Origin of the sequence: Azospirillum brasilense (assembly GCF_005222205.1) — a bacterium.
GTDB classification, from domain to species: Bacteria; Pseudomonadota; Alphaproteobacteria; order Azospirillales; family Azospirillaceae; genus Azospirillum; species Azospirillum brasilense_G.
Map to the genome: position 1 here is coordinate 1 of NZ_CP032346.1, position 25843 is coordinate 25843.

Consider the following 25843-nt stretch of genomic DNA (forward strand, 5'->3'; position numbering starts at 1 on the left):
GGTGTTGATCACCTCGATGGTCTGGCCGGACAGCGAGGTCACCACGTCGCCGGCCGCTGCGCGGTGCCGGACGGCATGTTCTCGACCAGGCCGACGATGCCGACGGCGTTCACCTTCGCCTTGCGGGCGGCCAGGGCGCGCATGGTGCCGATGACCACCGCGGCGCCGCCCATGTCCCACTTCATGTCCTCCATCCCGGCGGCGGGCTTGATGGAGATGCCGCCGGTGTCGAAGGTCACGCCCTTGCCGATGAAGGCGAGCGGGCGGCGATCCTCGGCGTCGGGGGCACCGTCCCAGCGCATCACGACGACGCGCGGCTCAAAGGCGCTGCCCTGGGCGACGCCGATCAGAGCGCCCATGCCGAGCTTCTTCAGCTTCTTGAGGTCCAGCACCTCACCTGCAGGCCGACGTCGGTCAGGTCCCGGCAGCGGTCAGCGAGGCTTTCCGGGTTCAGGACGTTGGCCGGCTCCGACACCAGATCGCGGTGTAGGCGACGGACTCGGCCAGCGGCTCCAGGCGGCCGTAGGCGCGCTTGGCGGCGTCCGGCTCCGCGGTCAGGACGATGATCTTCTTGAGGGAGGGCTTGGCCTCCTTCTTCTCGGTCGTCCGGTATTTGTCGAAGCGGTAGGAGCGCAGCTGCGCGCCGAAGGCCAGCTCCGCCGCCGCGGCGTCGGGGGCCACGGTGCCGCCGTCCGGCAGTCGAGCAGGACGGAGACCTCGGTCTCTCCGGACTGTCCAGGGCGGCGACGATGGAGCCGCCGACGCCTGGAGGGCAGCCTCCGACAGATCCTCGCCCTTGCCGATGCCGACCAGGAGGACGCGGTCGAACTCGACCCCGGCCGGCGCGAGGATCGCCAGCGTCTCCTCCTTCTTGCCGGTGAAGCGGCTGGCCTTCATGGCGCGGGACAGCGTGCCGCCCGTCTTCTGGTCGAGATCCTGCCCCGCGGCGCCGAGCGCGCGATCGGTGGCGACGGTGACGCGACGGTGCCGGACTTGGGCAGCGCGGGCTTCGCAAAGGCGAACTTCATCGGCTCCTCTCGGCTCCTCTCGGCTGGGACGGCCGGCGCGCGGCGCCGGGCGGGTGGGATCGATCCGCAACCACCCTGGATAAAGACCTTCCCGTGCGCCCTGTCAAGGCGCGGACCGGTTGTTTCCCGCGCCCGTCCGCAGTACATAGCCCCGGCACGCCGTGGTGGAAGCCCCGGCGCGCCGCGTACCGCCCGTCGATCGGCCGGGGAGGCCGGAGCCCATGTATTCATCCGCCACGCTGTCGCGCTACATCGGGCGCCAGTTCGTCACCTGGTTCCTGTTGCTGCTCGGCATCCTGCTGTCGATCATCCTGCTGCTCGACGTCGTGGAACTGCTGCGCCGCGCCGGGACCAAGCCGACATCACCTTCTGGCTGTCCTGCGCATGGCCCTGCTGAAGCTGCCGGAGATCGGCCAGCAGATCTTTCCCTTCGTGATCCTGTTCAGCGGCATGTTCACCTTCTGGCGGCTGACGCGCAGCGCGGAGCTGGTGGTGGCCCGCGCGGTCGGCGTGTCGGCGTGGCAGTTCCTGACCCCGGTGCTGATCGCCGCGCTGATGATCGGTGCGGTGAAGGTGACGATGATCAACCCGGTCGGCGCCGTCTTCATCGCCAAGTACAACCAGCTTCAGGACCGCTATCTGAAACTGAAGTCGAGCAGCTTCGACGTCTCGCGCAGCGGCCTCTGGCTGCGCCAGCAGGAGGCGGGGGAGCAGTATTTCATCCACGCCGACGGCGTGAACCCGCTGACCTTCGAGATGAGCCAGGTGATCGTCCTGCGCTTCGACACCAACATGACCTACATCGGCCGGGTCGACGCGCCGCGCGCCGTGCTGCGCGACCGGAAGTGGGAGTTGCAGGACGCCACGATCAACTTGGGCAAGAAGGAGTCGGAGACGGTTCCGGCCTACGTCATTCCGACGGAGCTGAACCGGACCACCATCGAGGAGAGCTTCGCCGCGCCGGAGACGATCTCCTTCTGGGATCTGCCGCAATTCATCCGCACGCTGGAGGCCACCGGCTTCCCGGCGGTCCGGCACCGCTTGCATTACCAGTCGCTGCTGTCGCAGCCCCTGCTCTATGTGGCGATGGTGCTGTTCGCCGCGGCCTTCTCGCTGCGGCTGCCGCGGCGCGGCGGCACGATGACCATGGTGTCCGGCGGCGTTCTGACCGGGTTCGTGCTGTTCGTGATGACCGACGTGATCCGCACCTTCGGCATCTCCGAAACCATCCCGCTGGCCATGGCGGCCTGGAGCCCGGCCTGTGTCAGCGTGCTTCTGGGCACCGCGGTGCTGTTGCATCTGGAGGACGGCTGACGCCGGATCCGGAGCAGGGCTGACGCCGACCGCCCGGTCTTTGGACACAATTCCGTTCCAGGATACGACCCACGATTCCGTTTACACGCGCCCGGGGGGCCGTATTAAACGGCAACCACCTCTGGAGTCTGGAGCACCATGCAGAGTTTGCGAGCCGTCCGGTCTGCCTTCGCCGTGGCGACCGCCTGCGCCCTTCTTGCCGCCGGCGCGCCCGCCGCGGCCCAGACGCGGGCTCCCAACGCTCCAAACAGCCCTGCTGCGGGAACGCAAGGCCCCGCGGAACGCATCGCCGCCGTCGTGAACGACGAGGTCATCTCGCTGTCCGACGTGCACGCGCGCATCCGCCTCGCCCTGCTGAACGCCGGTGCCCAGGACAGCGCGGAGACGCGCCAGCGCCTGACCCCGCAGGTGCTCCGCCAGCTGGTCGACGAGCGGCTCCAGCTTCAGGAGGCCAAGCGCCTCGGCGTCTCGGTGCCGTCCAAGGAGATCGACGAGGCCATCGGGCGCATCGCCGAACAGAACCGCATGGGCCGCCCGCAGCTCGAAGCCATGCTGAAGGCGCAGAACGTCCCGGTCTCCACCCTGCGCGAGCAGGTGCGGGCGCTGCTGTCCTGGCAGCGGGTGATGCAGCGCCGCATCCGGCAGGAGGTGGTGATCGGCGACGAGGAGATCGACGCCGTGATGCAGCGCATCAAGGCCAACATCGGCAAGCCGGAGTATCTGGTGGCCGAGATCTTCCTGGCCGTCGACAGCCCCGACCAGGACGAGGAGGTGCGGCGCAACGCCGAACGGCTGGTCGAGGAGGTGCGCCGCGGCGGCAACTTCGCGGCGCTGGCCCGCCAGTTCTCGCAGTCCGCCGGCGCCGCCTCGGGCGGCGACATGGGCTGGGTCCGCACGGGCGAGCTGAACGCCGAGCTGGACAAGACCCTGTCCACCATGCGCGCCGGCCAGCTCTCCTCGCCGGTCCGCACGGCGACCGGCTATCACGTCCTGCTGGTGCGCGACCAGCGGCCCTTCGGCAGCAACGCCTCGACCGCTCCGCCGCCGGCCCCGCCGCCGCGCCCGCGCGCCCAGCCGAAGCCCGATCTGGCCAAGGCCAAGGTCAACATGAAGCAGATCGTCATCCCGGCCCCCTCGAAGGAGGAGCTGAAGGCGGTCCAGGCCCAGGCGGAGAAGCTGCGCAAGTCAATCAAGAGCTGCACCGACTTCGACGAGAAGGCCCGCGCCATGGGCATTCCGGAGTCGGGCGACATGGGCACGCTGCGGGTCAAGGACCTCGCGCCGGGCCTCCAGCAGCTCGCCGTCGGCATCCCGCTCGGCCAGCCCAGCCCGGTGCTGATGAGCCCGGGCGGCGCCGTCATCCTGATCGTCTGCAAGCGTGACGTGCCGATGATCGAGCCGCCGCCGGAGGCCGAGCCGCAGCCGGTCGCCGCCCCGGCCCCGCCGCCGATCGACCCCAAGGACATCAAGATGCCGCCGCGCGAGGAGATCGAGCGCGACCTGATCAACGAGCGCGCCGACCTGCTGGCCCGCCGCTACCTGCGCGACCTGCGCCGCACCGCCTTCGTGGAGATCCGCAACTGATGACCGAATCCGGCGTCCGGCCGCCGCTCGCCCTGACCATGGGCGAGCCGGCGGGGATCGGCGGGGAGATCGCACTGAAGGCCTGGGCGGAAGCTCAGGGGAAGGCCGGGGCGGCCCGCGCGGACGGCGCGGTGCCGCCCTTCGTCCTTCTCGACGATCCCGCCCGCCTGGAGGCGCTCGCCGCCCGGCTCGGCCTGCCGGTGCCGGTCAGGGCGGTGGGCAGCATGGCCGAGGGTGCTGCGCTGTTCGGCGCGGCGCTGCCGGTGCTGCCCCAGCCGCTGGCGGCCCCGGTCACGCCGGGCCGGCCGGACCCGGCCAACGGGGCCGCGGTGATCGCCAGCATCGACCGGGCGGTCGAGCTGGTCCGCCGCGGGGAGGCGGCGGCGGTCGTCACCAACCCGATCCAGAAGTCGGCGCTCTACGCCGCCGGCTTCCGCCATCCTGGACATACCGAATATCTGGCCCATCTGGCCGGGCTCACCGATGAGCCGGTGATGATGCTGGCCGCGCAGGATCTGCGCGTCGTGCCGGTGACCATCCATGTCTCCGTCCGCAACGCCGTGCCGCTGGTGACGCGGGAGGCGATCCTGCACGCCGGGCGGGTCACCGCGGCGGCGCTGGCCCGCGACTTCGGCATCGCGCGGCCCCGGCTGGCCGTCGCCGCCCTGAACCCCCACGCGGGGGAGGGCGGCGCCATGGGGCGGGAGGAGATCGACGTCATCGCCCCGGCGGTCGCCGACCTGCGGGCGGAGGGAATCGACGCGGTGGGGCCGCGGCCCGCCGACACGCTGTTCCACGCGGCGGCGCGGCGCGGCTACGACGCGGCGCTGTGCATGTACCACGATCAGGCGCTGATCCCGCTGAAGACCATCGACTTCGACACGGGGGTCAACATCACGCTGGGGCTGCCCTTCGTCCGCACCTCGCCGGACCATGGGACGGCGCTGGACATCGCCGGCACGGGCAAGGCCGGCGCGTCGAGCCTGATCGCCGCCCTGACGACGGCGGAGGCCATGGCCGCCCGCCGCCGCGCCTGACCTTCGCCGCGCCTGACCCTCAGAGGCGGACCGAGCTGCTGGAGAAGCGGCTGGCCGAGCTGTGGTCGATGGAGGTCAGCGCGACCGACGCGCCGACGGCGATGACGATGGCGGCGGCGAAGCCGAGCAGCATGGCTTTCATGGGGGGCGCTCCTGGAACCTGATTCTGGTTTCGGCGCAAACGCGCCTTTTTCCAAGACCATAAGCGGGGCGGAGCGCGCTTTCAACCACACTCGGGTCTCGGCCGGGGGCGGCCGGGGAAAGCGCGCCTAAAGCGGATTGCAATCCGCTTTGGACCGCGCCGGCGGTCCCGGTCGCACATGCGACCGGAGCCCGCCGGCGAATGAGGCGCTATGATTCTAAAGCGAACGGAAGTTCGCTTTAGGCCGCGGAGTTCAGGGCGTTGCGCAGCACCTCGGGGGCCACCGGCTTGTGCAGCAGGCGGTGGCCGCTCTGCTGGACCTCGGCGATGCGCGCGGGGTCGGTGTCGCCGGTCAGCACCAGCGCGGGCACCCGCACCCCGCACACCCCGTAGATGTCGCGGATGGCCTGAAGCCCTGTCCGTCCCTCGCGCAGGCGGTAATCGGCGACGATCATGTCGGGGCGCTGGCCGAGGCTGGTCAGCGTGCCCACCGCCTCGTCGGCGGAGACGGCGGCCACCACCTCGTACCCCCACTCCTCCAGCATCGTCCGCATGGAGAGCAGGATGATGGCGTCGTCCTCCACCACCACGACCAGACCCTTGCCGCCGTTGGCGGCGGGCTGGGCGGCGGACTGGGCGGCCGGGCGGCAGGTCTTCATCACCTGGCGCGGCGCGACCGACGGTACGGTCAGGCCGAAGGCGCTGCCCCGTCCCGGCTGGGAGCGCAGGGTCACCTCATGGCCGAGCAGCCCGGCCAGCCGCCGCACGATGGCGAGCCCCAGCCCCAGCCCCTTGCGCCGGTCGCGTTCGGGGTTGGCGAGCTGGGTGAATTCGACGAACACCTCGTCGCGCTTGTTCTCGGGGATGCCGATGCCGGTGTCGAGCACCTCGATCCGCAGGTCTTTGCCGGTGCGGCGGCAGCCGATCAGGATACGCCCGCTCTCCGTGTAGCGGATGGCGTTCTCGACGAGATTGCGCAGGATGCGCTCGACCAGCGCCGGGTCGCTGCGCGTCCAGCCGTCGGTGGGGACGTGGCGCAGCGCGATCCCCACCTCCGCCGCGCGGCCGCGATATTCGTCGGCGAGGCGCTGCAGCAGCGGGCCCAGCGCGAACTCCGTCACCGCGGGGGTGACCACCCCGGCGTCCAGCCGCGACACGTCCAGCAGGCTGTCCAGCAGCGTGCGCAGGCCGTTCAGCGACTCGCTCATGCTCGCCAGCAGGGGCGAGGCGGGATGGCCGTCGAGCCGGTCGGACAGGGCGTGCGCGAAGAAGAACAGCGACTGCACGGGCTGGCGCAGGTCGTGGCTGGCCGCGGCGAGGAACTTGGTCTTGGCCATGTCCGCCCGTTCGGCGTTGTCGCGGGCGGTCAGCGCCTCCTCGCGGGCGCGCTCCGCCTCCGCCTTGGCGCGGTGCAGGGCGTCCTCCGCCGCCTTGCGGGCGGTGATGTCGCGCATGATGCCGGTGAACAGGCGCTGCCGCCCGTCGTGCCATTCGGCCACCGACAGCTCCAGCGGGAAGAGGGAACCGTCCTTGCGCCGGCCCTCGACCTCGCGCCCGATGCCGATGATCCGCCGCTCGCCGGTCTCGCGGAAATGCGCCATGTAGCCGTCATGGGCGGAGTGGTGCGGCTCCGCCATCAGGATGCGGACGTTCGCGCCGACGGCCTCCGCCGCGCCGTAGCCGAAGGTCGTCTCGGCCGCCCGGTTGAAGGACTGGATGGTGCCGGTCTCGTCGATCACCACGATGGGGTCGACGGCGGAGTCGACGACGGCGCGGTAGCGCGCCTCCTGCCCCGCCGCGCGCTCCGCCGAGCGGCGCCGGTCGATCAGGACGGAGAGCAGCCCCAGCGAGAGGATCAGCAGCGTCCCCACCCCGGTCCCCACCGCCAGGGATGGGGTCGACAGCACGAAACCGAGGTCGTCCCCGGTCGGGACGGCGTCCGTATTGGCGGCATGCCCAATGGCGGTTACGTCCGCGTTGGCGGCGGCCATGCCGATGTAATGCATGCTGACCACCGCGGCGCCGAGCACCAGCGCGCCGGACAGGCGCTGCAGGGGGCTGGCCGTGCGGAAGGCGAGCCAGAGCGCGGCGGTCGAGGCGGCGACGGCGATGACCACCGACGCGACGACCAGAAGCGTGTCGTAGATCAGCGGCACCGGCAGCCGCATGCCGGCCATGCCGACGTAGTGCATGGAAACGATCCCGAAGCCGGTCAGCAGACCCGCCGCCGCCAGGGTCGCCCGGCCGCCTCCGCCGTGCGCCACGGCGAAGAGGCCGGTCCCCGACACCCCGACCGCCAGGAAAAAGGAAAGCGCGGTCAGCAGGATGTCATAGGACACCGGCATGGGCATGCGCATCGCCATCATGCCGATGAAGTGCATCGACCAGATCCCCGCACCGAGGGCCAGCGCGGCGGCGCCCAGCCAGCCGTTCCGTCCCCGCCCGGCGTCCCGCGCGTGGGAGGCGAGGTCCAGGGCCACATAGCCGCCGAAAGAGGCCACGACAACGGACAGCGCAACGAGGTAAGGATCGTAATGGCCGAGCACGATGGGGCGCACCGAGAGTGGACGAGGGGACGGACGCGCGATGTCAGAAACGTTAGATAGTGGAAATCCGCAGCGAACCCAAGCCACCGAAACGCCCCTGTACGCCCGACGAAAGACCTAATGGCTACCTCGAACGGAAACTCTCCATCTGGGACTTTCGACCGGGCCTTTGGGCGGAGGATGATGGGGCTATTGCGCCGCCTCGTGCTACGCCCTCTGCTGACCGTCGCCGCGCTGGTTTATTTCCTGATCGACGCGGTGGCGCTGGAGGCGTTGCGCCCGCTGGCCGCCTGGATCGGTCGGCAGCGTTTCGCCGAACGGCTGGCCGCGCGCATCCGCCGGCTCGGCCCCTATCCGACGCTGGCGCTGTTCGTGGTTCCGCTGGTGATTCTGGAGCCGCTGAAGCCGGTCGGCCTGTACCTGATGGGGACCGGGCACGCGGTCCAGGGCGCGCTGCTGCTCGGGGCCGTGGAACTGGTCAAGGTCACGCTGGTCGAGCGGCTGTTTCACATCGGCAAGGACAAGCTGCTGACCATCCCGGCCTTCGCCTGGTGCTACGTCCGGGTGGTGCGCTGGCTGGCCTGGCTCACCGCGCTGCCGCCCTGGCAGGCCGCCAAGCGGGTGGCGGGGCGGGTGCGCGGGGCGGTTGGGCCGGCGCTGGCGGTCGTCCGCGGCTGGGCGCGGTCGCTGCGCAACCACCTGCGCGCTGTGTCGAAAAGAGGGTAACCCTGCCCTGCGCTTGCCGTGTCCTGCAGGCAGCCTCATATCAATGCGGTTTTGCAGACCGTTCCAAGGCCAACCCGTGCGTTTCCTCCCCCTGACCTTCGCCCTTTTCGTCGCCTTGGCGGCCCCCGCCGCCCTCGCCGCGGGCAAGTCCGGCTCCGTCTCCTCGCGCGAGTCGCGCATGGCCGACTGCGAGGCGGCGGAGAAGGGCGATCCGGAGGCGTCCTACCGCATGGCGCGGCGTTTCCTGTTCGGCGTCGGGGTGAGGCGCGACCAGCGGGTCGGCACGGCGTGGCTGCGCGCCGCGGCGTCGCGCGGCCACAAGGAGGCGCGGCGGCTGGTCGCCTACGTACCGGGCCGCATGGGCCATGTCCGTCCCTGGTGCCGCCCCGGCGCCGCCCCGCTGCGCGAGGCGCTGCCCCCGCCGCCGGAGATCATCGCGCTGGTCCACAAGACCGCGCCCCAGTACGGCCTCGACCCGGCGCTGGTCATGGCGGTGATCCGGGTGGAGAGCGCCTTCCGCTCCGACGCGGTGTCGCCGAAGGAGGCGGCGGGGCTGATGCAGCTCATCCCCGACACGGCGGAGCGGTTCGGCGTGTCCGACGTCTTCGACCCCGCCCAGAACATCCGCGGCGGCGTGCGCTACCTGCGCTGGCTCTTGGCCTATTTCCAGGGGACGTTACGCTGGCCCTTGCCGGCTACAACGCGGGGGAGCGGGCCGTGGACCGCTTCCGGGGCGTTCCGCCCTACGAGGAGACGCGGAACTACGTGCGCGCCATCCGCCGCTTGTACGACGCGCCGCGGCATCCCTTCGACGCCGCGGCGGCCGACCCGTCGCCCATGGTCGTCCGGCAGGCGGCGGAACTGGCAAAGCCCGGCAAGGGCTGAGAACGAACCAACAGGGGAGGGGCCACCCGTGCCGATGTCCGAACGCAGCTTTCTCGGCCTCAGCGCGGCGGGGTTCCACCGCGTCGCCTACACCCAGTGGGGGCGCGAGGACGCGGCCCGCACCGCGGTCTGCGTGCATGGCCTGACCCGCAACGGCCGTGATTTCGACGCGTTGGCGCTCGATCTGGCCGACCGCTACCGCGTCGCCTGCCCGGATGTGGTGGGGCGCGGCAAGAGCGGCCGGCTGAGCAACCCGACGCTTTACGGCTACCCGCAATACTGCGCCGACATGGCGGCGCTGATCGCCCGGCTGGGGGTGGAGTCGGTGGATTGGGTCGGCACCTCCATGGGCGGGCTGATCGGCATGCTGCTGGCCGCCCAGCCCGACAGCCCGATCCGCCGGCTGGTGGTCAACGACATCGGCCCCTTCATCCCGAAGGCGGGCTTGCAGCGCATCGCCGATTACGTCGGCAAGGACCCGGTGTTCGAGGATCTGGCGGCGGTGGAGTCCTATCTGCGCTTCGTCCTGATGGGCTTCGGGCGGCTTTCCGACGAGGCGTGGCGCCACATGGCGGAGCACAGCGCCCGTCTGCGCCCGGACGGCTGCTACGGCCTCGCCTACGACCCGGCCATCGCCGAGGCCTTCAAGGCGCAGCCGATGGAGGATGTGGACCTGTGGGCGGTCTGGGACCGCATCCGCTGCCCGGTTCTGGTGCTGCGCGGCGCCACCTCGGACATTCTTCCGGCGGAAACGGCGGAGGAGATGACCCGCCGCGGCCCCACGGCCCGCCTGGTGGAGTTCGCCCACACCGGCCACGCCCCGGCGCTGATGACCGCGGACCAGATCGCCGCGGTGCGCGACTTCCTGCTGGAGGACTGACGGGGGTACCCCGGCGTGGGCGTGGCATGCGGCCCGGAATCCGGCTGGCTATGGCCGCGCTCCTGGCTTAGCATCGCTGCTACGGTTGCGCCGCAACGATGGTCCGGAGGCCCGACGCCATGAGGGGTTTCGCCGCGCTCGTCCTGTTGCCGTCCTTCATGTTGCTGTCTTTCGTCTCAGGGCCGGTTCAGGCCCGCGACGCGCTGGACTGGCTGGCGCGGGAGCCGGTGACCTTGCTCGACTGGGGCATGACCCGCCTGCGCGGCGACCTGCACGACACGGTGGACGGGTTGTCCCGCGATCTGCGGACGGAGGTGTCGCGCAGTGGCGTCTTCTACCGTTTCCAGGACCGGCGGATCGTCGCCTACGCCAACTTCGTCGATCTGCCGCGCAACCGGACCGAGGAGGTGTGCAAGGACGTCTACACCCGGTTGGCCGGCGCGCTGGTCCGCGGCGGGCCGCAAGGGGCCGGCGGGGCGGCCTGGTATCTGGAGAGCGTGTTCAGCCACGACACCCAGGGCGGCGACCGGCCCCAGGATCTCGGCGACCAGCTGGCGGACAAGGTGGTGTTGCAGGTGACCATCGGGCCGAAGCCGTCCCAGGCCTTCGACGATGGGCGCCGCATCACCTGCACGGGCCGGCTCGACGCCACGCCGGAGAACATCGCGCTCAAGAGCGAGGGGTGACGATGACGCGCGGCTGATGACGGCGGGCCTGCGCCGTCCTATAAGTGCGGCCATGACCGACGCCACGCCCGACTCCGCCCCCATGCCCGCTGTTTTCGACCCGCAGGCCCTGCCGCCGCTGCGCGAGGTGATCGCCCGCTTCGGGCTGGATGCCCGCAAGGCGCTGGGGCAGAACTTCCTGCTCGACCTCAACCTGACGGGCCGCATCGCGCGCTCGGCGGGCGACATGACCGGCGTGACGGTCGTGGAGATCGGCCCCGGTCCGGGCGGGCTGACCCGCGCGCTTCTGGCGACGAAGGCGAAGCAGGTCATCGCCATCGAGCGCGACCACCGCTTCATCGAGGCGTTGCAGGACGTGATCCAGGCGGCGGACGGGCGGCTGTCCATCGTCGAGGGCGACGCGCTGGAGGTCGATCCCATTCAAATCGCGCCGGCCCCGCGGGCCATCGTGGCGAACCTGCCCTACAACGTGGCGACGCCGCTGCTGATCGGCTGGCTGGGGCGGATCGATGAGTTCGTCAGCCTGACGCTGATGTTCCAAAAAGAGGTCGCGGACCGTCTGGTCGCCAAGCCGGGCAGCAAGGCCTACGGCCGCCTGTCGGTCATCACGCAGTGGCGGTCGGACGCGCGGGTGCTGTTCAACCTGCCGGCCAAGGCCTTCACCCCGCCGCCCAAGGTGGAGTCCACCATCGTCCACCTGACCCCGCGCGCCAACCCGGAGCCGGCGGAGTGGAAGGCGCTGGAGCAGGTGACCGCCGCCGCCTTCGGCCAGCGCCGCAAGATGCTGCGCCAGAGCTTGAAGAGCCTGGGGAACGCGGAGGCGTTGCTGGCCGCCGCCGGCATCGAGCCGACCGCGCGGGCGGAGGAGGTGGATGTGGCGGGGTTCGCGGCGCTGGCGCGGGCGTTCAAGGCGCGATAGGTCCTTGCCCCCACCCTGACCCTCCCCCGCTTCGCAGGGGAGGGGACAAATCTCCCTCCCTTGCGAAGCGGGGGAGGGAAGGGGCCCGCGGCGAAGCCGTGGGAAGGGTGGGGGCCGTACGCCGCCGCCTTACAGCGCCGCCTGCACGCTCTCCACAAAGGCCGGCATCCCGACCTGCCGCGTCCGGCGCAGCCGCTCGGCGCGCAGGATGGCCTGGACCGCGGTGACGCTCTCGTCCACGTCGTTGTTGACGATCACGTAATCGTACTCGCCCCAGTGGCTGATCTCGTCCGACGCCTTGGCCATGCGCTGGGCGATCACCTCCGCCGAGTCCTGGCCGCGGGAGTGCAGGCGGCGCTCCAGCTCGGTGCCCGAGGGCGGCAGGACGAAGACGCTGACCAGATCGGCGCGGGCGTTAGCGGCCAGCTGCTGCATGCCCTGCCAATCGATGTCGAACAGCACGTCGCGCCCGGCGCTCAGCGCCGTCTCCACGGCGTGGCGCGGCGTGCCGTAGCAGTTGCCGAACACGCGGGCGTGCTCCAGCAGCTCGCCCTGGCCGGCCATGCGGTCGAACTCCGGCATGTCGACGAAATAGTAATGGACGCCCGGCTGCTCGCCGGGGCGCATCGGCCGGGTGGTGACGGACACCGACAGGGTGATGCCGGGGTCGCGGTCCAGCAGGCGGCGCGAAATGGTGGTCTTGCCCGCCCCGGAGGGGGAGGACAGCACGAGCATCAGGCCGCGCCGGGCGATCTTCGTGTTCATGGTCTCAGGCATATGGTCTCGGGCATGGGTCGGACGTCACTCGATGTTCTGGACCTGCTCGCGAAGCTGCTCGATGGAGGCTTTCAGCGACAGGCCGATGCGGGTCAGCTCCACGTCCGCGGACTTGGAGCACAGCGTGTTGGCTTCGCGGTTGAATTCCTGGCACAGGAAGTCGAAGCGGCGGCCGATGGCGCCCCCCTCCGCCAGCATGTCGCGGGCGGCCTGGATGTGGGCGCGCAGCCGGTCCATCTCCTCGCGCACGTCGGCCTTGGCGATCAGGATGGCGGCCTCCTGGGCGAGCCGCTCCTCCGGCAGGGCCGGGGCGGCGTCGAGCAGGGCGGCGACCTGGCTGCGCAGCCGTTCGCGCAAGGCTTCGGGCTGGGTGCTGGCGCAGGCGGCGGCGGCGGTGATCAGCCGCTCGATCTCGTCGAGATGGCCGTTCAGGACGGTGACCAGACGCGCCCCTTCCGCCAAGCGGGCGGTGACGAGTTCGCCGATCAGCCGGCCGAGGTCGGCCTTCAGCGCGGCCTCCACCCGGTCCCGCGCGTCGCCCTCGTCCTCTTCCACCGGCTCGATGATGCCGCGGACGGCGAGCAGCGAATCGAGCCGCGGCGGGGCGGCCCCGGCGCCCTCGATCTCGCGCGCCAGCTCCAGCACCTGGGCGAGAAGCTCGCGGTTGATGCGGAGCTGCGACACCGACTGGCTGCGGGTGACGGTCAGGTTCAGGTTGACGCTGCCGCGGGCCAGCCGCTTGGGGATCTCGGCGCGGGCGGCGGCCTCCAGCGTGTCGAAGCCGGCGGGCTGGCGGCAGCGGATGTCGAGGTTGCGCCCGTTGACGCTCTTCACCTCGAAGGTCCAACTGTAGCCGTCGGCATGCCCGTCCACGCGTGCGAAACCGGTCATGCTGGAAACGGCGGAGCGTTGGGCGGGCAAAGCGGCCTCGACGAGTATTTGTGGGATCGGGAGGCTCACGTTATAGCGTCGGGCGGCCAAGGCAACAAGCGTCAGGGACAAGGGGGAAAGGGGCATGCGCGATCCGCGCTCGATCGTCATCACCGGGGCGTCCAGCGGCATCGGGGAGGAATTGGCCCTGGCCTACGCCGTCCCCGGCGTCGCGCTAGCCCTGAGCGGGCGCGACTCCGCAAGGCTGGACGCGGTGGCGGAGCGCTGCCGCGCCGCCGGGGCGGCGGTGGAAACGGCGCTGGTCGACGCGGCGGACCGCGCGGCGATGGCGGGGTGGCTGAGCGCGCTGGACGCCCGCGCGCCGGTCGATCTGGTCATCGCCAACGCCGGAATCTCCGCCGGGACCGGGGGCGGGGTGGAGAGCGCCGAGCAGGCGCGGCGCATCTTCCAGGTGAATGTGGACGGCGTGCTGAACAGCGTCCACCCGCTCTTGCCCGGCATGCAGGCGCGGCGGCGCGGGCAGATCGCCCTGATGGCTTCGCTGGCCGGCTTCCGCGGCATGCCCGGCGCGCCCGCCTATTGCGCCAGCAAGGCGGCGGTGCGGGTCTACGGCGAGTCGCTGCGCGGCGATCTGGCGGGGCAGGGGATCGGCGTGACGGTGATCTGTCCGGGCTTCGTGAAAAGCCGGATGACCGCGGTGAACCGCTTCCCCATGCCCTTCCTGATGGAGACGGACCGCGCCGCCCAAGTCATCAAGAGCGGGCTGGCCCGCAACCGGGCGCGCATCGCCTTCCCCTGGCCGATGGCCGCCGCCGTGTGGCTGATGGCGGCTCTGCCGGTGGGACTGACGGATGTCCTGCTGCGGCAGGCGCCGCGCAAGGAATGAGAAGGGAAATCAGGGCTTGGCTTTCCAATAGCCCCAGACGGAGGCCGGCGGGACGTTCAGCGGGGTGAAGCCCAGCCGCTTGCCCTTGACGCCCAGCGCGCGCTGGTTCAGCGGCGACACGAGGCCGTAGGTGTAGAGAACGAAGCGCCCGCCCTCGGGCAGGATGCGGAAACAGGCCTCGACGACCTCTTTCTGGGCGCGCATCGGCAGGTTCAGCATGGGGATGCCGATGACCACCGTGCCGACCTTGCCGACCAGCTCCGGACCGAGGATGTCGGCGGCCTTGCGGCAGTCGTCATGGACGACGTTGACGTCCGGGTAGTGCCCGCGCAGGAAGCGCGACAGGTGGTCGTCGATCTCGAAGGTGAAGATGCGGTTGCCCGGGATGCCGCGCTGGAGCAGGGCCTTGGTGATGGCGCCGGTGCCGCCGCCGAACTCCACGACGACCTGATCCGGCCCGCACAGCACCTGCTCGCCGATCAGCCGGCAGAGCGCGCCCGAGGATGGTGTAACGGAACCCATGGAAAGGGGATTTGCCAACCAACGCTGGAAGAAAAGCCACGCGGCCGGCGGCGTCTTGCCGCTTTTCTGCTTCTCCGCGACGGTGATTTCCGTTGGTGTCATGATCGGCCTTTCGCCGTTGGCTGTTGAGCGTTTTACCCCGGGGCTAAACAAGCTGGAGCCTCGGGGGGTCCCGAACCTAACAATCCCTGAGCGCACTTATGTCGCATCCGGGGTTCCCCCGCAACCGGCCGCAGCGGCGGGAGCTATGCCATAAACGCGGGATATGACGTGACGGCCAGTAGGGTCTGGCCGGCATAGGACAGGCCGCTGGCGACCAGCGCGAAGAAGACCAGACCCGCCACGGTGAGGGCGAGGCTGACCGCGACGGCGGCCCCGTCGCGCTCGATCAGGCCCAGCGACAGCAGGACCAGGGCGAAGCCGGGCAGCCAGCCGGTCAGCGGCAGTGGCACTACGCAGGTCAGCGACAGCAGAAGGACCAGCACGCCGAACCAGCGCTCCCCGTCGATGCTGGCGAAGCGGCTGTGGCGCGGCTTCAGCATCCTCTCGATGGCGGTCAGCCGCGGCATCGCCTTGTCGATCATCCGCGCGGCGAGGGAGCGGCTGACCGAGCGGCGCAGGATCCAGCCGGGCAGGGCGGCGCCGCGCTTGCCGAAGGCCATCTGGGCGGAGAAGAGAAGGATCGGCAGGTCGAACAGGCAGGACACGCCTAGCGGCACCGGCGCGATGGTCGGCAGCGACAGGGCCAGCAGGATGGTTCCCAGCGAGCGGTCGCCCAGCGCCTGGATCAGGTCGCCCAGCGACACCCGCCCCTCCGGCAGGTTGGCGCGGAAGGCCGCCAGGACGTCGGAGGTCCGCTCTTCCCCATGGTCCTGCCGCCCGCGACGGGCGGCGGTCGCGGGGAGCGAGCCCGCTCCGGTGAAGGCCACGTTGCGCGGCACGCTCATACGCCGGCCTCCGCCGCCGCCGACTCATAGGCTTCGAGATGGTCCAGCCACGCCTCCTCGGCGGCGGACAGCTTCTTGTCCACGACGCCGAGGTCGATTTGCAGCTTCTGCAGCTTGTCGCTGGGACCGCTGTAGAGGGCGGGATCGGCCAGCTTCGCCTCGATCTTGCGCTTCTCCTCGGTCAGCTTGTTGACCTGCGACTCCGCGTCGGTGGCCTTCTTCTTCAGCGGGGCCAGGGTGGCGCGGGCTTCCGCCGCTGCGCGGCGCTGGTCCTTGCGGCTGGCCCCGGCGTCCGCCGGCTCGCCGCCCTTCGCGGCGGCGCGCTCGGCCCGCGCGCGGTCGAGCAGGAAGCGGCGGTAGTCGTCGAGGTCGCCGTCGTAGGGCTGCACCGTGCCGTCGGCCACCAGCAGCAGCCGGTCGGCGGTCAGCTCGATCAGGTGCGGGTCGTGGCTGATGAGGATGACGGCGCCCTCGAACCCGTTGATCGCCTCGATCAGCGCCTCGCGGCTGTCCACGTCGAGGTGGTTGGTCGGTTCGTCCAGCATCAGGATGTGCGGCGTCTCGCGGCTCATCAGCGCCAGCAGCAGCCGGGCCTTCTCGCCGCCGGACAGGTCGGCGATGCGGGTCTCCGCCTTGCTCTGCTGGAAGCCGAAGCGGCCAAGATGGGCGCGCACCTTCTCCTCCGGCGCCAGCGGCATGATGCGCTGGGTCTGCTGGATCGGGGTCAGCGACAGGTCCAGCTCGTCCTGCTGGTGCTGGGCGAAATAGCCGACGCGCAGCTTGGTTGGGCGCTTCACCTCGCCGGCCATCGCCTCCAGCCGTCCGGCCAGCAGCTTCACCAGCGTCGATTTGCCGTTGCCGTTGGCGCCGAGCAGGGCGATGCGGTCGTCCATGTCGATGCGCAGGTTGACGCGGCGCAGGATGGCGCGGTCGCCGTAGCCGATGGTCACCCCGTCCAGCGCGATCAGCGGCGGCGCCATCTCGTCCGGCTGGGGGAAGTTGAAGACGACCTCGGCGTCGTCCTCCATCAGCGTGATGGTCTCCAGCTTCTCCAGGGCCTTCAGCCGGCTCTGCGCCTGCCGGGCCTTGGTCGCCTTGTAGCGGAAGCGTTCGACGAAGGCCATCATGTGCTTGCGCTTGGCCTCCTGCTTGGTCGCCATGGCCTGCAACCGCTCCATGTTGGCGCGGCGCTGCTTGAGGAACTGGTCGTAGTTGCCGGCGTAGGTCACCAGCTTGCCCTGGTCCACATGGATGGTCGTCGTGGGGACCGAGTTCAAGAGGTCGCGGTCGTGGCTGACCAGCAGGATCGTGTGGGGGTAGTTCTTGAGGTACCCCTCAAGCCAGATCGTCGCCTCCAGGTCGAGGTGGTTGGTCGGCTCGTCGAGCAGCAGCAGGTCGGGCCGGGCGAACAGCACGCCGGCCAGCGCCACGCGCATCCGCCAGCCGCCCGAGAAGTCGGAGCAGGGCCGCGCCTGCGCGTCGGCGTCGAACCCCAGGCCGGAAAGCACCTGGGCGGCGCGCGACGGCGCCGAATGCGCCTCGATGTCGGCCAGCCGGGCGTGGATCTCGCCGATGCGCATGGGGTCGGTGGCCGTCTCGGCCTCGGCCAGCAGGGCGGTGCGCTCCGTGTCGGCGGCCAGGACGGCGTCGATCAGGGTGGTGGCGCCGCTCGGGGCCTCCTGCGCCACCATGCCGATCTTGGTGCCGGTGGGCACGCCGATGGCTCCGGCGTCCGTCTGGAGCTGGCCGGCGATGAGCTTGAGGAGGGTGGATTTCCCGGTGCCGTTGCGGCCGACCAGCGCCACGCGGTGGCCCTTCGACACGACCGCGGTGGCGCGGTCGAACAGCACACGTCCGCCGTAGCGGAACGTCAGGTCGTTGATGTGCAGCATATCGGCGCCGGTTTACCACGGGGAAACCGCGATTTGAAGCGGGACCCGCGGGGCAACCCTTCATGGCAGCCGCGCGAAGCAACGCGAAGCGGCCTCACGAACCGGTTGCCGTGGCGGAAAAGCGCCTATATAACCCCGCGCAATCGGCGCCCCGGCCAAACCAGCGGCGCCCATAACGCATTTCCAGCAGGAGCCCACCGCCATGGCCGTCGAACGCACCCTCTCGATCATCAAGCCCGATGCCACCCGCCGCAACCTGACCGGCAAGATCAATGCCAAGTTCGAGGACGGCGGCCTGCGCATCGTCGCGCAGAAGCGCGTCCAGCTGTCCAAGGCCCAGGCCGAGCAGTTCTACGGCGTGCATCGCGAGCGTCCGTTCTTCAACGACCTCGTCTCCTTCATGATCTCCGGCCCGGTCGTGCTCCAGGTCCTGGAAGGCGAGAACGCCATCGCCCGCAACCGCGAGATCATGGGCGCCACCAACCCGGCCAACGCCGCCGAGGGCACCATCCGCAAGGAGTTCGCCGAGTCGATCGAGGCCAACTCGGTGCACGGTTCGGACGCTCCGGAGACCGCCGCCCAGGAGATCGCCTTCTTCTTCGCCGGCATCGAGCTGGTGGGCTGATCGCGGCTCGTCCGCTTCGCAGCCTTGCGCGAAGGGCCGTCCCGACCGGGGCGGCCCTTTTCGATTCAGGGACGATTCAGAGCCGATTCAGGGCCGCCCGCCCGCAACTTGTCGCCCGCGCCGGGTCACGGCGTCGTGGACAGGCGTGGCGAAGTCGAGTATTCGGGGATTCTACCGCTAGGAGTACCCCCGCCATGGAAAATCCGGACGTCAAGCCGATCGTCGCGGCCCTGCTGGAACCGCTGCCGCCCCTCGTGAAGGGCAGGAACGACCTGAGCGATCCGGGCGTGGTGGAACTGCTGGTGCGCGGCTATGTCGACCAGTGCCTGGCGGCCTTCCAGGAGGTGCTGCGCGGCAACGTCGAGCAGGACGCGGCCATCGACGCCATCAACGCGCAGGCGACGGCCCTGAACGCGGTGTTCCTGGGGACCAGCGGCTTCGACACGGTGATCGTCCATCCCTGGAACTCCGCCGACCAGCTCGGCCAGTTCCTTCAGGATACGGTGGGGCTGGATTTCCCGGCGGAGGATTGCGTGCGCGCCTCGCTGATCCACCTCGCGACCCACGTCATGCACGCCATCCAGGGCGGCACCGAGGCATGGGAGCAGCAGGTGGACGCGCTGGTCGGCGAAATGCGCGACCTGCTGCTCGGCCGCCTGCCGGACGGGGCGTAAGCGCCCCGCCACGGTTTTCCGGTTGGTCGCCCGACAGGTCCGTCAGGCCAGGAAGATCGCCATGAAGACCAGCACGGCGATCACGCCCGCGGTCGCCAGCGTCAAGAAGCGGGTGAAGGCGTGCCAGCCCGCCTCGTGGCGGCGAACGACATCCTCGCTGACCGGATTGTGGCCGTGTTCCGTAACCGCCATCGCCCTCTGCCTCCCCTGTTATGGTTCCGGCGGAGAATGTGGGGAGCGCGGACGGTTGCGGCAAGGGTCCCGCTTGGCCAAAGGCCCCGCTCGGGACGGCTCAGGCCGGCGGGTTGATGAGCGTCGGCAGGTCCGCCGCCGGGCCTGACAGGGTCACCCGGCCGTCCTCGACATGGGCGCGGCCCTCGGCGATCAGGCGCAGCGCCTGGGGATAAAGCCGATGTTCGGCCTCCAGCACGCGGGCGGACAGCCGGTCGGCGTCGTCGCCGGGCTGCACCGGAACCGCGGCCTGGGCGATGATCGGCCCCTCGTCCATCTCCGCGCGCACGTAATGCACGGTGCAGCCGTGGAAGCGCACCCCGGCGTCCAGCGCCCGCTGGTGCGTGTCCAGCCCCTTGAAAGAGGGCAGGAGCGACGGGTGAATGTTGATCATCCGGTCGTGCCAGCGCTCGACGAACCAGGGCGACAGCAGCCGCATGAAGCCGGCCAGACAGACCAGCTCGACGCCCGCCTCGCGCAGGCGCGCGTCCATGGCTTCCTCGAAGGCGCGCTTGTCGCCGGGGAAGTCGCGGTGGCTGACCACGGCGACCGGAATCCCGGCGGCGGCGGCGCGCTCCAACCCGTAGGCATCGGCCTTGTTGGAGAGCACCAGCGCGATCTCCGCCGGAAAGCCCGGGGCGGCGCAGGCGTCGATCAGCGCCTGCAGATTGCTGCCGCGCCCGGAAATCAGGACTCCGACCTTCAGGGTGTCGGGCGTCAGGCCGACCATGCCGTGTCCATGCCGGTGACGGTGACGCGGGCGTCGCCGTCCTTGACCGCGTGGACGGTGCCGACGGTGAAGACCGTCTCGCCGCCCTGGGCCAGGATCTCGGCCGCCTGCTGCGCCTTGTCCGCCGGGACCACGACGACCATGCCGAGGCCGGTGTTGAAGGTGCGCGCCATGTCCAGCGGGGTCAGCCCGCCCGTCTTCATCAGCCAGTTGAAGACCGGCGGCAGCGGCCATTTGGACGCGTCGAGCGTGACGCCCAGCCCGTCCGGCAGGACGCGCGGGATGTTCTCGATCAGGCCGCCGCCGGTGATGTGGGCCATCGCCCGCACCGTGCCGGCGCGCACCGCGGCCAGCGTGCTCTTCACATAGATGCGGGTCGGGGTCAGCAGCGCCTCGCCCAGCGTCTTCCCGGCGTCCCAGGGGCAGGGCGAGTCGTAGCCGAGGCCGGACTTTTCCACCAGCTTGCGGACCAGCGAGTAACCGTTGGAATGCACGCCGGAGGAGGCGAGGCCGAGCACCACGTCGCCGTCCTGCACGGTGGCGCCGGTCAGCGCGTCCTTGCGCTCGACGGCGCCGACCGAGAAGCCGGCGAGGTCGTAGTCGCCTTCGGCGTACATGCCCGGCATCTCCGCCGTCTCGCCGCCGACCAGCGCGCAGCCGGCCTGACGGCAGCCTTCCGCGATGCCGGCGACGATGGCGCGGCCCGCGGCGACGTCCAGCTTGCCCGTGGCGTAGTAGTCGAGGAACAGCAGCGGCTCCGCGCCCTGGACAACGAGGTCGTTCACGCACATCGCCACGAGGTCGATGCCCACCGTGTCGTGCCGGTTCGCCAGGATGGCGACCTTCAGCTTGGTGCCAACGCCGTCCGTGGTGGCGACGAGCAGCGGGTCGTGATACCCGGCCGCGCGCAGGTCGAACAGGGCGCCGAACCCGCCCAGCCCGGCGTCGGAGCCCGGGCGCGCGGTGGAACGGGCGAGCGGCTTGATCGCGTCAACGAGCGCGTTGCCCGCATCAATGTCCACGCCGGCCTGCTTGTAGGCGTCGGACGTGTTATTAGACTGGGTGCTGATGGTATCCTCGCTTGGGCTGAGCTATATACCTGGGCCACCTGAACCGGGTCAATTTGGGCCGGGTCAATAGGGAACGGGCCGAACATACTCGAATCGGAAGGCTTTGCAATGCTCCACCGCCGCCATGCGCCGCTGTTTGCGGGCTTCGCCGCCATCACCGTGGCCCTGGCCGTTCCGGCCGGCCCCGTGGACGCGCAGGTGACCGGCGCCGCTCCACCCGCGGTGGCGGCCCCAGCCGCTCCAGGGGCAACGCCTGGGACGGCTCCCGCAACGGTTCCGGCGGCGGACCCCTTCACCGTGTCGGGCGTGAAGGTGGACGTCAGCGCCGCCAACGCCAACGCCGCCCGCGATCAGGCGATCCGCGACGCGCAGGTGAAGGCCTGGGCGGAGCTGTACAAGCGCCTTGTCCCCACCGCCAGCAGCGTGCCGCGGGTGTCGGACATCGAACTCGCCCGGCTGGTCCAGGGCTTCGAGATCGACGACGAGAAGGTGTCGGCCACGCGCTATGTGGGCAGCATCACCGTGCGCTTCCGCCCCAACCCGGTGCGCGAGACGCTGGCCGGCGGCGGCCAGCAGTATGTCGAGCCGCCGGCCCGGCCCTACGTGATCCTGCCGGTCACCGTCGTCGACGGACGCCCCGTCCTGTGGGAGGACCGCACCGACTGGCGCGAAGCCTGGGAGGGCCGGCAGACCGGCGCCTCGCTGGTGCCGCTGGTCGTCCCGGACGGCGAACTGGCCGACATCTCCGCCATCGGCGTGAACGAGGCGCTGTCCGGCGACCCTGAGGCGCTGGCCCGCATCGCCCAGCGCTACAACGCCGGGGGCGTGGTCGTCGCCAAGACCGACCTGCCGGCGGGCGGGCTCGATCTCGGCCGTCCGCTGGCGGTCGAGGTGACCCACTACACCCCCGACGGCGCGCGGGACACGCAGACGGTCAACGTGAAGGCCGACATGGCCGACCGGGCCGGCGACTTCCTGACCCGTGCGACGACCTTCGTGTCGGCCGCCATCGATGAATCCTACCGCCGCGACAACACCGTGGCGAGCGGGCCGGAGCAGGCGACGCTGGTGCGCGTGCCGCTGGGCAGCCTCAACGACTGGGTGGAGACGCGCAAGCGGCTGGGCATGGTCAACGCCGTGACCCGCACCGACGTTCTGTCGATCAGCCGCTACGAGGCGCTGGTCGCGCTGACCCACCGCGGCGACGTGGAGCGGCTGCGCCAGGCGCTGGCCCGCCGCGATCTCGGCCTCGCCCGCACCGGGGCGGTCGCAGCACCAGTTCCGGTCCCCGTACCGGGCCAGCCGCTTCCGCCGGCCGCGCCCACGCCGGAATGGCAGCTTCAGGTGCTGGCGAAAGGCGCCGGGGCGTCCCAGGCGCAGCCCGCCGCCGTTTCGCCGGCGTCCGTCCCGGCGTCTCCCTCGGCCTTCTCGCCGGCCACCGCCGCGCCGTCGGCCTATCCCAGCGTGACGCCGGCCCCGGTCGGCGCGCCGCAGGCCGCGCCGGGGGCGCCGCCGCGCATTCTGGGCACGTTGCCCGCCGGCACGGCGCGCCCGTGACGGGAGAGGGCGTGACGGCGTTACAAAAGGGCCGGGCCGGCCCTTAATGGGACGGCGGCGTAGGGGACAACGGCAGAAGGCACCGCGGTGAGCATTCCGAACATCATCACCTTCGGCCGCATCCTGGTGGTGCCGGTCGCCGTCTATTTCATCCTGGCCGGGGAGCTGGGGGTCGCCTTCTGGCTGTTCGTCGGGGCGGGGGTGTCCGACGCCGTGGACGGCGCCGTGGCCCGCATGTTCCGCGCCCGCACGGTGCTGGGCGCCTATCTCGACCCGATCGCCGACAAGGCGCTGCTGGTCAGCGTCTACGTCTCGCTGGGACACATCGGCGTGCTGCCGCTGTGGCTGGTCATCCTGGTGGTCTTCCGCGACCTGATGATCGTCGGCGGGGTGATGCTGCTCTACACGCTGAAGGAGTCGCTGGCGATGCAGCCGCTCTACGTCAGCAAGATCAACACGGCGGTGCAGCTCGCCCTGGCGGCGGCGGTGCTGGCCCCGGCGGGGCTGGGGCTGCCGGAGTTTCAGCTGTTCGGGCGGGAACTGGTTCCTCTGCTGATCTGGGTCTGCGCGGCGACGACGGTGCTGTCGGGGCTGGCCTATGTCTACCGCGGCGGGCTTCTGTTCAGCCGGCACGGAGGGGTGCCGTGACGGCGGGCAAGCAGATCCGCTTCTGGCTGATCGGGCTTGGCCTCTTCGTCCTCGCCCTGTGGCTGCTGTCGGGCATGCTGCTGCCCTTCGTGGTGGGGTTGGCGGTGGCCTATCTGCTCGATCCGGTGGTCGACCGGGTGGAGCGCTGGCGCCTGCCGCGCTGGCTGGCGACGACGCTGGTGCTGCTGTCCTTCGTCCTGGTCCTGGTGGTGATGGTCCTGCTGCTGCTGCCGCTGGTGCAGTCGCAGGTGTCCCACCTGATCGAGGTGCTGCCCAACTACGCCAACGCGGCGCGGGACCGGCTGATGCCGATGCTCGACCGGCTGGTGCACCGCCTGTCGCCGGAGGACGTGGAGCGACTGCGCGGTGCTGCCGGCAACTACGCCGGGGACGTGGTCGGCTGGGTCGGCCGGGTGCTGAAGCACATCCTGTCCGGCGGGCTCGCGCTGTTCGACGTGCTGTCGGTGATGTTCATCACGCCCATCGTCGCCTTTTACCTGATGCGCGACTGGGACATCCTGGTCGCCAAGGTGAACGGCTGGCTGCCCCTGCACCACGCCGCGACGATCCGCGAGCAGGCGCGCGAGGTCGACGAGACCCTGGCCGGATTCGTCCGCGGGCAGGCGCTGGTCTGCCTCGTGCTGGGCGTGTTCTACGCGGTGGCGCTGTCGCTGGCCGGGCTGGATTTCGGGCTGGTGATCGGGCTGATGGCGGGGCTTTTGTCCTTCATCCCCTATGTCGGCTCGCTGTTCGGATTCGTGTCGAGCACCGGGCTGGCCCTGCTGCAGTTCGACGACCCGTGGCGAATCGCCATCGTCATCGCGATCTTCCTGTTCGGGCAGGCGGTGGAGGGCAACGTCCTGACGCCGAAGCTGGTGGGCGAGAAGGTCGGGCTGCACGCGGTCTGGGTGATCTTCGCCCTGCTGGCCGGCGGGTCGCTGTTCGGTTTCGTCGGCGTCCTGCTGGCGGTTCCGGTGGCGGCGGTGATCGGGGTGCTGACACGCTTCGCATTGGGGCGCTATCTTGACAGCCCCTACTACCGCGGTACCCCTTCCTGATGGCCTCCGCCTCATGACCCCTGTCCTATGACCGCTGCCCCATGACACTCGCGGCCCAGATCCCGCTCGACCTCGGACACCGCGCCGCCATGGGCTGCGAGGATTTCCTCGTGGCGCCCAGCAACGCCGAGGCGGTGGCGTGGCTCGACCGCTGGCCGTCCTGGCCGGCGCCGGCCCTGACGCTGTACGGGCCGGACGGTTGCGGCAAGACGCATCTGGGCCATGTCTGGCGGGCGCGCAGCCACGCCCCCATCGCCATGGGCGAGGCGCTCGACCAGATCGATCCGCACGCCCTGCTGGCCCGCGCCAACGCCGTGGTGGTGGAGGACGCGGACCGCGTGGCCGGCGCGCCGGCGCGGGAGGAGGCGCTGTTCCACCTCTACAACCTCGCCCGCGACTCGGGTGGGCATCTGCTCCTGCTGTCGCGCCGCCCGCCGTCGCGCTGGCGGATGAAGCTGGCCGACCTGCGCTCCCGCATCAAGGCGGCCCCCGCGGTGGGGGTGGAGGCGCCGGACGACGCGCTGCTCGCCGCCGTGCTGGTCAAGCTGTTCGCCGACCGGCAGTTGCGGCCGGGCATGGACCTCATCACCTACCTGCTGACCCGGATGGAGCGGTCGCTGGAGGCGGCGGGCCGGGTGGTCGCGGCGCTTGACCGCGCGTCGCTGGCCGCGCACCGTCCCCTGACCGTGCCGCTGGCCCGCGAGGTGCTGGCCGGTCTGGAGGCCGGGAAGGGAGGAGACGAGGATGGATCTGGGAATCGCCGGACGCCGCGCCATCGTGTGCGCAGCCAGCAAGGGACTGGGTAAGGCCTGCGCCCTGGCGCTGGCGCGCGAGGGGGTGGACGTCACCATCACCGCGCGCGGCCGCGACCTGCTGGAGGCCGCCGCGGAGGAGATCCGCAAGGAGACCGGCGCCACCGTGACCACCGCCGTCGGCGACATCGCGACGGAGGAAGGGCGCGCCGCCGCTCTGGCCGCCTGTCCGGAGCCGGACATCCTGGTCAACAACGCGGGCGGCCCGCCGCCGGGCGACTTCCGCAACTGGGAGCGCGACGACTGGGTCCGCGCCGTCGAGGCCAATATGCTGGCCCCGATCTTCCTCATCAAGGCGACGGTGGACGGCATGATCGGCCGCCGCTTCGGGCGGATCGTCAACGTCACCTCGGCGGCGGTGAAGGCGCCGATCCCGATCCTCGGCCTGTCCAACGGGGCGCGGGCGGGGTTGACCGGCTTCGTCGCCGGGCTGTCGCGCCAGACCGTGCGCCACAACGTGACGATCAACAACCTGCTGCCCGGCCCCTTCGAGACCGACCGCCTGCGCACCACCATGGAGGGCGGGGCCAAGGCCAACAACCGCAGCCTGGACGAGGAGATGGACCTCCGCCGCGCCGACAACCCGTCCGGCCGCTTCGGCGATCCGGCGGAGTTCGGTGCGGCCTGCGCCTTCCTCTGCTCCGCCCACGCCGGCTTCATGACCGGGCAGAACGTCCTTCTGGACGGCGGCGCCTACGCGGGGACGCTGTAGGCGGCTGGGCGAGGCCTCCGATAGGTCCTGTCTGACCGCGCCGTTCCAGGGTCGTCAGACAGGA

Annotated in this window: 27 protein-coding genes; 15 read left to right on the plus strand and 12 right to left on the minus strand. The window is 70.8% G+C overall.

Translation table 11 applies throughout. The features are described from left to right. Nucleotides 1-38 precede the first annotated feature (38 nt). Together D3869_RS33760 and D3869_RS33765 are read right to left on the minus strand one after the other, a co-directional pair. Nucleotides 39-392: a hypothetical protein gene (locus D3869_RS33760; protein WP_247895843.1), complete on the minus strand. Its 354-nt coding sequence runs from the start codon at nucleotides 390-392 to the stop codon at nucleotides 39-41. Nucleotides 393-450: 58 nt separating this feature from the next. Continuing rightward, entirely contained in the window at nucleotides 451-1098 is a 648-nt protein-coding gene (locus tag D3869_RS33765) for a M17 family peptidase N-terminal domain-containing protein (RefSeq protein WP_247895844.1), read from the minus strand. A 314-nt stretch (nucleotides 1099-1412) separates the two neighbouring features. Here D3869_RS33765 and D3869_RS14015 point away from each other — a divergent pair, with 314 nt between their 5' ends. From D3869_RS14015 to pdxA, 3 genes are all read left to right on the plus strand, one after another. Next, entirely contained in the window at nucleotides 1413-2342 is a 930-nt protein-coding gene (locus tag D3869_RS14015) for an LptF/LptG family permease (protein ID WP_247895845.1), read from the plus strand. Between the two features lie 138 nt (nucleotides 2343-2480). Then, nucleotides 2481-3926 (plus strand): peptidylprolyl isomerase, encoded by a 1446-nt coding sequence (locus D3869_RS14020; protein ID WP_137140654.1) that lies wholly within the window; start codon nucleotides 2481-2483, stop codon nucleotides 3924-3926. Then, entirely contained in the window at nucleotides 3926-4963 is a 1038-nt protein-coding gene (pdxA, locus tag D3869_RS14025) for a 4-hydroxythreonine-4-phosphate dehydrogenase PdxA (protein ID WP_137140655.1), read from the plus strand. Before D3869_RS14020 ends, pdxA begins: the two co-directional genes overlap by 1 nt. A 19-nt stretch (nucleotides 4964-4982) precedes the next feature. Here the strand turns inward: pdxA and D3869_RS34455 are convergent, their stop codons facing one another. Beyond that, nucleotides 4983-5105, minus strand: a complete 123-nt coding sequence (locus tag D3869_RS34455; RefSeq protein WP_257722160.1) for a hypothetical protein — start codon at nucleotides 5103-5105, stop codon at nucleotides 4983-4985. 239 nt (nucleotides 5106-5344) lie between these two features. Continuing rightward, nucleotides 5345-7651, minus strand: coding sequence for a hybrid sensor histidine kinase/response regulator (locus D3869_RS14030; RefSeq protein ID WP_137140656.1), 2307 nt, complete (start codon nucleotides 7649-7651; stop codon nucleotides 5345-5347). A 183-nt stretch (nucleotides 7652-7834) separates the two neighbouring features. Between D3869_RS14030 and D3869_RS14035 the strand changes: the two genes are divergently transcribed. The 4 genes from D3869_RS14035 (at nucleotide 7835) to rsmA (ending at nucleotide 11747) form a co-directional block, all read left to right on the plus strand. Beyond that, the gene (locus D3869_RS14035) at nucleotides 7835-8377 is read left to right on the plus strand and encodes a hypothetical protein (protein ID WP_247895938.1); all 543 of its coding nucleotides are present in this window, start codon (nucleotides 7835-7837) and stop codon (nucleotides 8375-8377) included. Between the two features lie 76 nt (nucleotides 8378-8453). Then, nucleotides 8454-10142, plus strand: a complete 1689-nt coding sequence (locus D3869_RS34460) for an alpha/beta fold hydrolase (RefSeq protein ID WP_282190176.1) — start codon at nucleotides 8454-8456, stop codon at nucleotides 10140-10142. Between the two features lie 119 nt (nucleotides 10143-10261). Beyond that, nucleotides 10262-10828, plus strand: a complete 567-nt coding sequence (locus D3869_RS14050; protein WP_137140659.1) for a hypothetical protein — start codon at nucleotides 10262-10264, stop codon at nucleotides 10826-10828. 52 nt (nucleotides 10829-10880) lie between these two features. Further along, nucleotides 10881-11747 (plus strand): 16S rRNA (adenine(1518)-N(6)/adenine(1519)-N(6))-dimethyltransferase RsmA, encoded by an 867-nt coding sequence (gene rsmA, locus D3869_RS14055; RefSeq protein ID WP_137140660.1) that lies wholly within the window; start codon nucleotides 10881-10883, stop codon nucleotides 11745-11747. Between the two features lie 129 nt (nucleotides 11748-11876). Here rsmA and gmk read toward each other — a convergent pair whose 3' ends face one another. Then, nucleotides 11877-12524 (minus strand): guanylate kinase, encoded by a 648-nt coding sequence (gene gmk, locus D3869_RS14060; protein WP_081863167.1) that lies wholly within the window; start codon nucleotides 12522-12524, stop codon nucleotides 11877-11879. A 24-nt stretch (nucleotides 12525-12548) separates the two neighbouring features. Further along, nucleotides 12549-13415 carry a YicC/YloC family endoribonuclease gene (locus tag D3869_RS14065; RefSeq protein ID WP_137140661.1) on the minus strand — a complete coding sequence of 289 codons (867 nt, stop codon included), beginning with the start codon at nucleotides 13413-13415 and terminating at the stop codon, nucleotides 12549-12551. A 124-nt stretch (nucleotides 13416-13539) separates the two neighbouring features. Here D3869_RS14065 and D3869_RS14070 point away from each other — a divergent pair, with 124 nt between their 5' ends. Next, nucleotides 13540-14301, plus strand: coding sequence for an SDR family NAD(P)-dependent oxidoreductase (locus D3869_RS14070; RefSeq protein WP_137140662.1), 762 nt, complete (start codon nucleotides 13540-13542; stop codon nucleotides 14299-14301). A gap of 9 nt (nucleotides 14302-14310) precedes the next feature. On the opposite strand, the gene D3869_RS14075 is transcribed toward D3869_RS14070, so the two are convergent. The 3 genes from D3869_RS14075 to D3869_RS14085 form a co-directional block, all read right to left on the minus strand. Beyond that, the gene (locus D3869_RS14075) at nucleotides 14311-14823 is read right to left on the minus strand and encodes a class I SAM-dependent methyltransferase (RefSeq protein WP_236778273.1); all 513 of its coding nucleotides are present in this window, start codon (nucleotides 14821-14823) and stop codon (nucleotides 14311-14313) included. Between the two features lie 245 nt (nucleotides 14824-15068). Next, a complete protein-coding gene (locus tag D3869_RS14080; RefSeq protein ID WP_137140663.1) occupies nucleotides 15069-15770 on the minus strand; it encodes an exopolysaccharide biosynthesis protein in 702 nt (233 codons plus the stop codon). Continuing rightward, a complete protein-coding gene (locus D3869_RS14085; RefSeq protein WP_137140664.1) occupies nucleotides 15767-17662 on the minus strand; it encodes an ABC-F family ATP-binding cassette domain-containing protein in 1896 nt (631 codons plus the stop codon). The genes D3869_RS14080 and D3869_RS14085 overlap by 4 nt, the downstream gene beginning before the upstream one ends. Nucleotides 17663-17864: 202 nt before the next feature. On the opposite strand from D3869_RS14085, the gene ndk reads away from it, so the two are divergent. Beyond that, complete coding sequence (gene ndk, locus D3869_RS14090) at nucleotides 17865-18287, plus strand: nucleoside-diphosphate kinase (RefSeq protein ID WP_014197473.1); 423 nt, start codon at nucleotides 17865-17867, stop codon at nucleotides 18285-18287. A 194-nt stretch (nucleotides 18288-18481) separates the two neighbouring features. Next, nucleotides 18482-18961: a hypothetical protein gene (locus D3869_RS14095; protein ID WP_137140665.1), complete on the plus strand. Its 480-nt coding sequence runs from the start codon at nucleotides 18482-18484 to the stop codon at nucleotides 18959-18961. Nucleotides 18962-19003: 42 nt separating this feature from the next. Here the strand turns inward: D3869_RS14095 and D3869_RS14100 are convergent, their stop codons facing one another. From D3869_RS14100 to purM, 3 genes are all read right to left on the minus strand, one after another. Next, the gene (locus tag D3869_RS14100; RefSeq protein ID WP_081863166.1) at nucleotides 19004-19153 is read right to left on the minus strand and encodes an aa3-type cytochrome c oxidase subunit IV; all 150 of its coding nucleotides are present in this window, start codon (nucleotides 19151-19153) and stop codon (nucleotides 19004-19006) included. Nucleotides 19154-19253: 100 nt separating this feature from the next. Next, entirely contained in the window at nucleotides 19254-19922 is a 669-nt protein-coding gene (gene purN, locus D3869_RS14105; RefSeq protein WP_137140666.1) for a phosphoribosylglycinamide formyltransferase, read from the minus strand. Then, nucleotides 19910-20944 carry a phosphoribosylformylglycinamidine cyclo-ligase gene (gene purM, locus D3869_RS14110; RefSeq protein WP_425490029.1) on the minus strand — a complete coding sequence of 345 codons (1035 nt, stop codon included), beginning with the start codon at nucleotides 20942-20944 and terminating at the stop codon, nucleotides 19910-19912. Before purM ends, purN begins: the two co-directional genes overlap by 13 nt. A 156-nt stretch (nucleotides 20945-21100) precedes the next feature. Here purM and D3869_RS14115 point away from each other — a divergent pair, with 156 nt between their 5' ends. The 5 genes from D3869_RS14115 (at nucleotide 21101) to D3869_RS14135 (ending at nucleotide 25779) form a co-directional block, all read left to right on the plus strand. Next, the gene (locus D3869_RS14115) at nucleotides 21101-22549 is read left to right on the plus strand and encodes a DUF2066 domain-containing protein (RefSeq protein ID WP_137140668.1); all 1449 of its coding nucleotides are present in this window, start codon (nucleotides 21101-21103) and stop codon (nucleotides 22547-22549) included. Between the two features lie 87 nt (nucleotides 22550-22636). Continuing rightward, nucleotides 22637-23197, plus strand: a complete 561-nt coding sequence (locus D3869_RS14120) for a CDP-alcohol phosphatidyltransferase family protein (protein ID WP_137140669.1) — start codon at nucleotides 22637-22639, stop codon at nucleotides 23195-23197. Then, nucleotides 23194-24255, plus strand: a complete 1062-nt coding sequence (locus D3869_RS14125) for an AI-2E family transporter (RefSeq protein ID WP_137140670.1) — start codon at nucleotides 23194-23196, stop codon at nucleotides 24253-24255. Before D3869_RS14120 ends, D3869_RS14125 begins: the two co-directional genes overlap by 4 nt. Nucleotides 24256-24296: 41 nt before the next feature. After that, the gene (locus D3869_RS14130; protein ID WP_244947697.1) at nucleotides 24297-25061 is read left to right on the plus strand and encodes an HdaA/DnaA family protein; all 765 of its coding nucleotides are present in this window, start codon (nucleotides 24297-24299) and stop codon (nucleotides 25059-25061) included. Continuing rightward, on the plus strand, nucleotides 25000-25779 hold the full coding sequence (locus D3869_RS14135; protein ID WP_137140671.1) for an SDR family oxidoreductase: 780 nt from the start codon (nucleotides 25000-25002) through the stop codon (nucleotides 25777-25779). The genes D3869_RS14130 and D3869_RS14135 overlap by 62 nt, the downstream gene beginning before the upstream one ends. Nucleotides 25780-25843 lie beyond the last annotated feature (64 nt).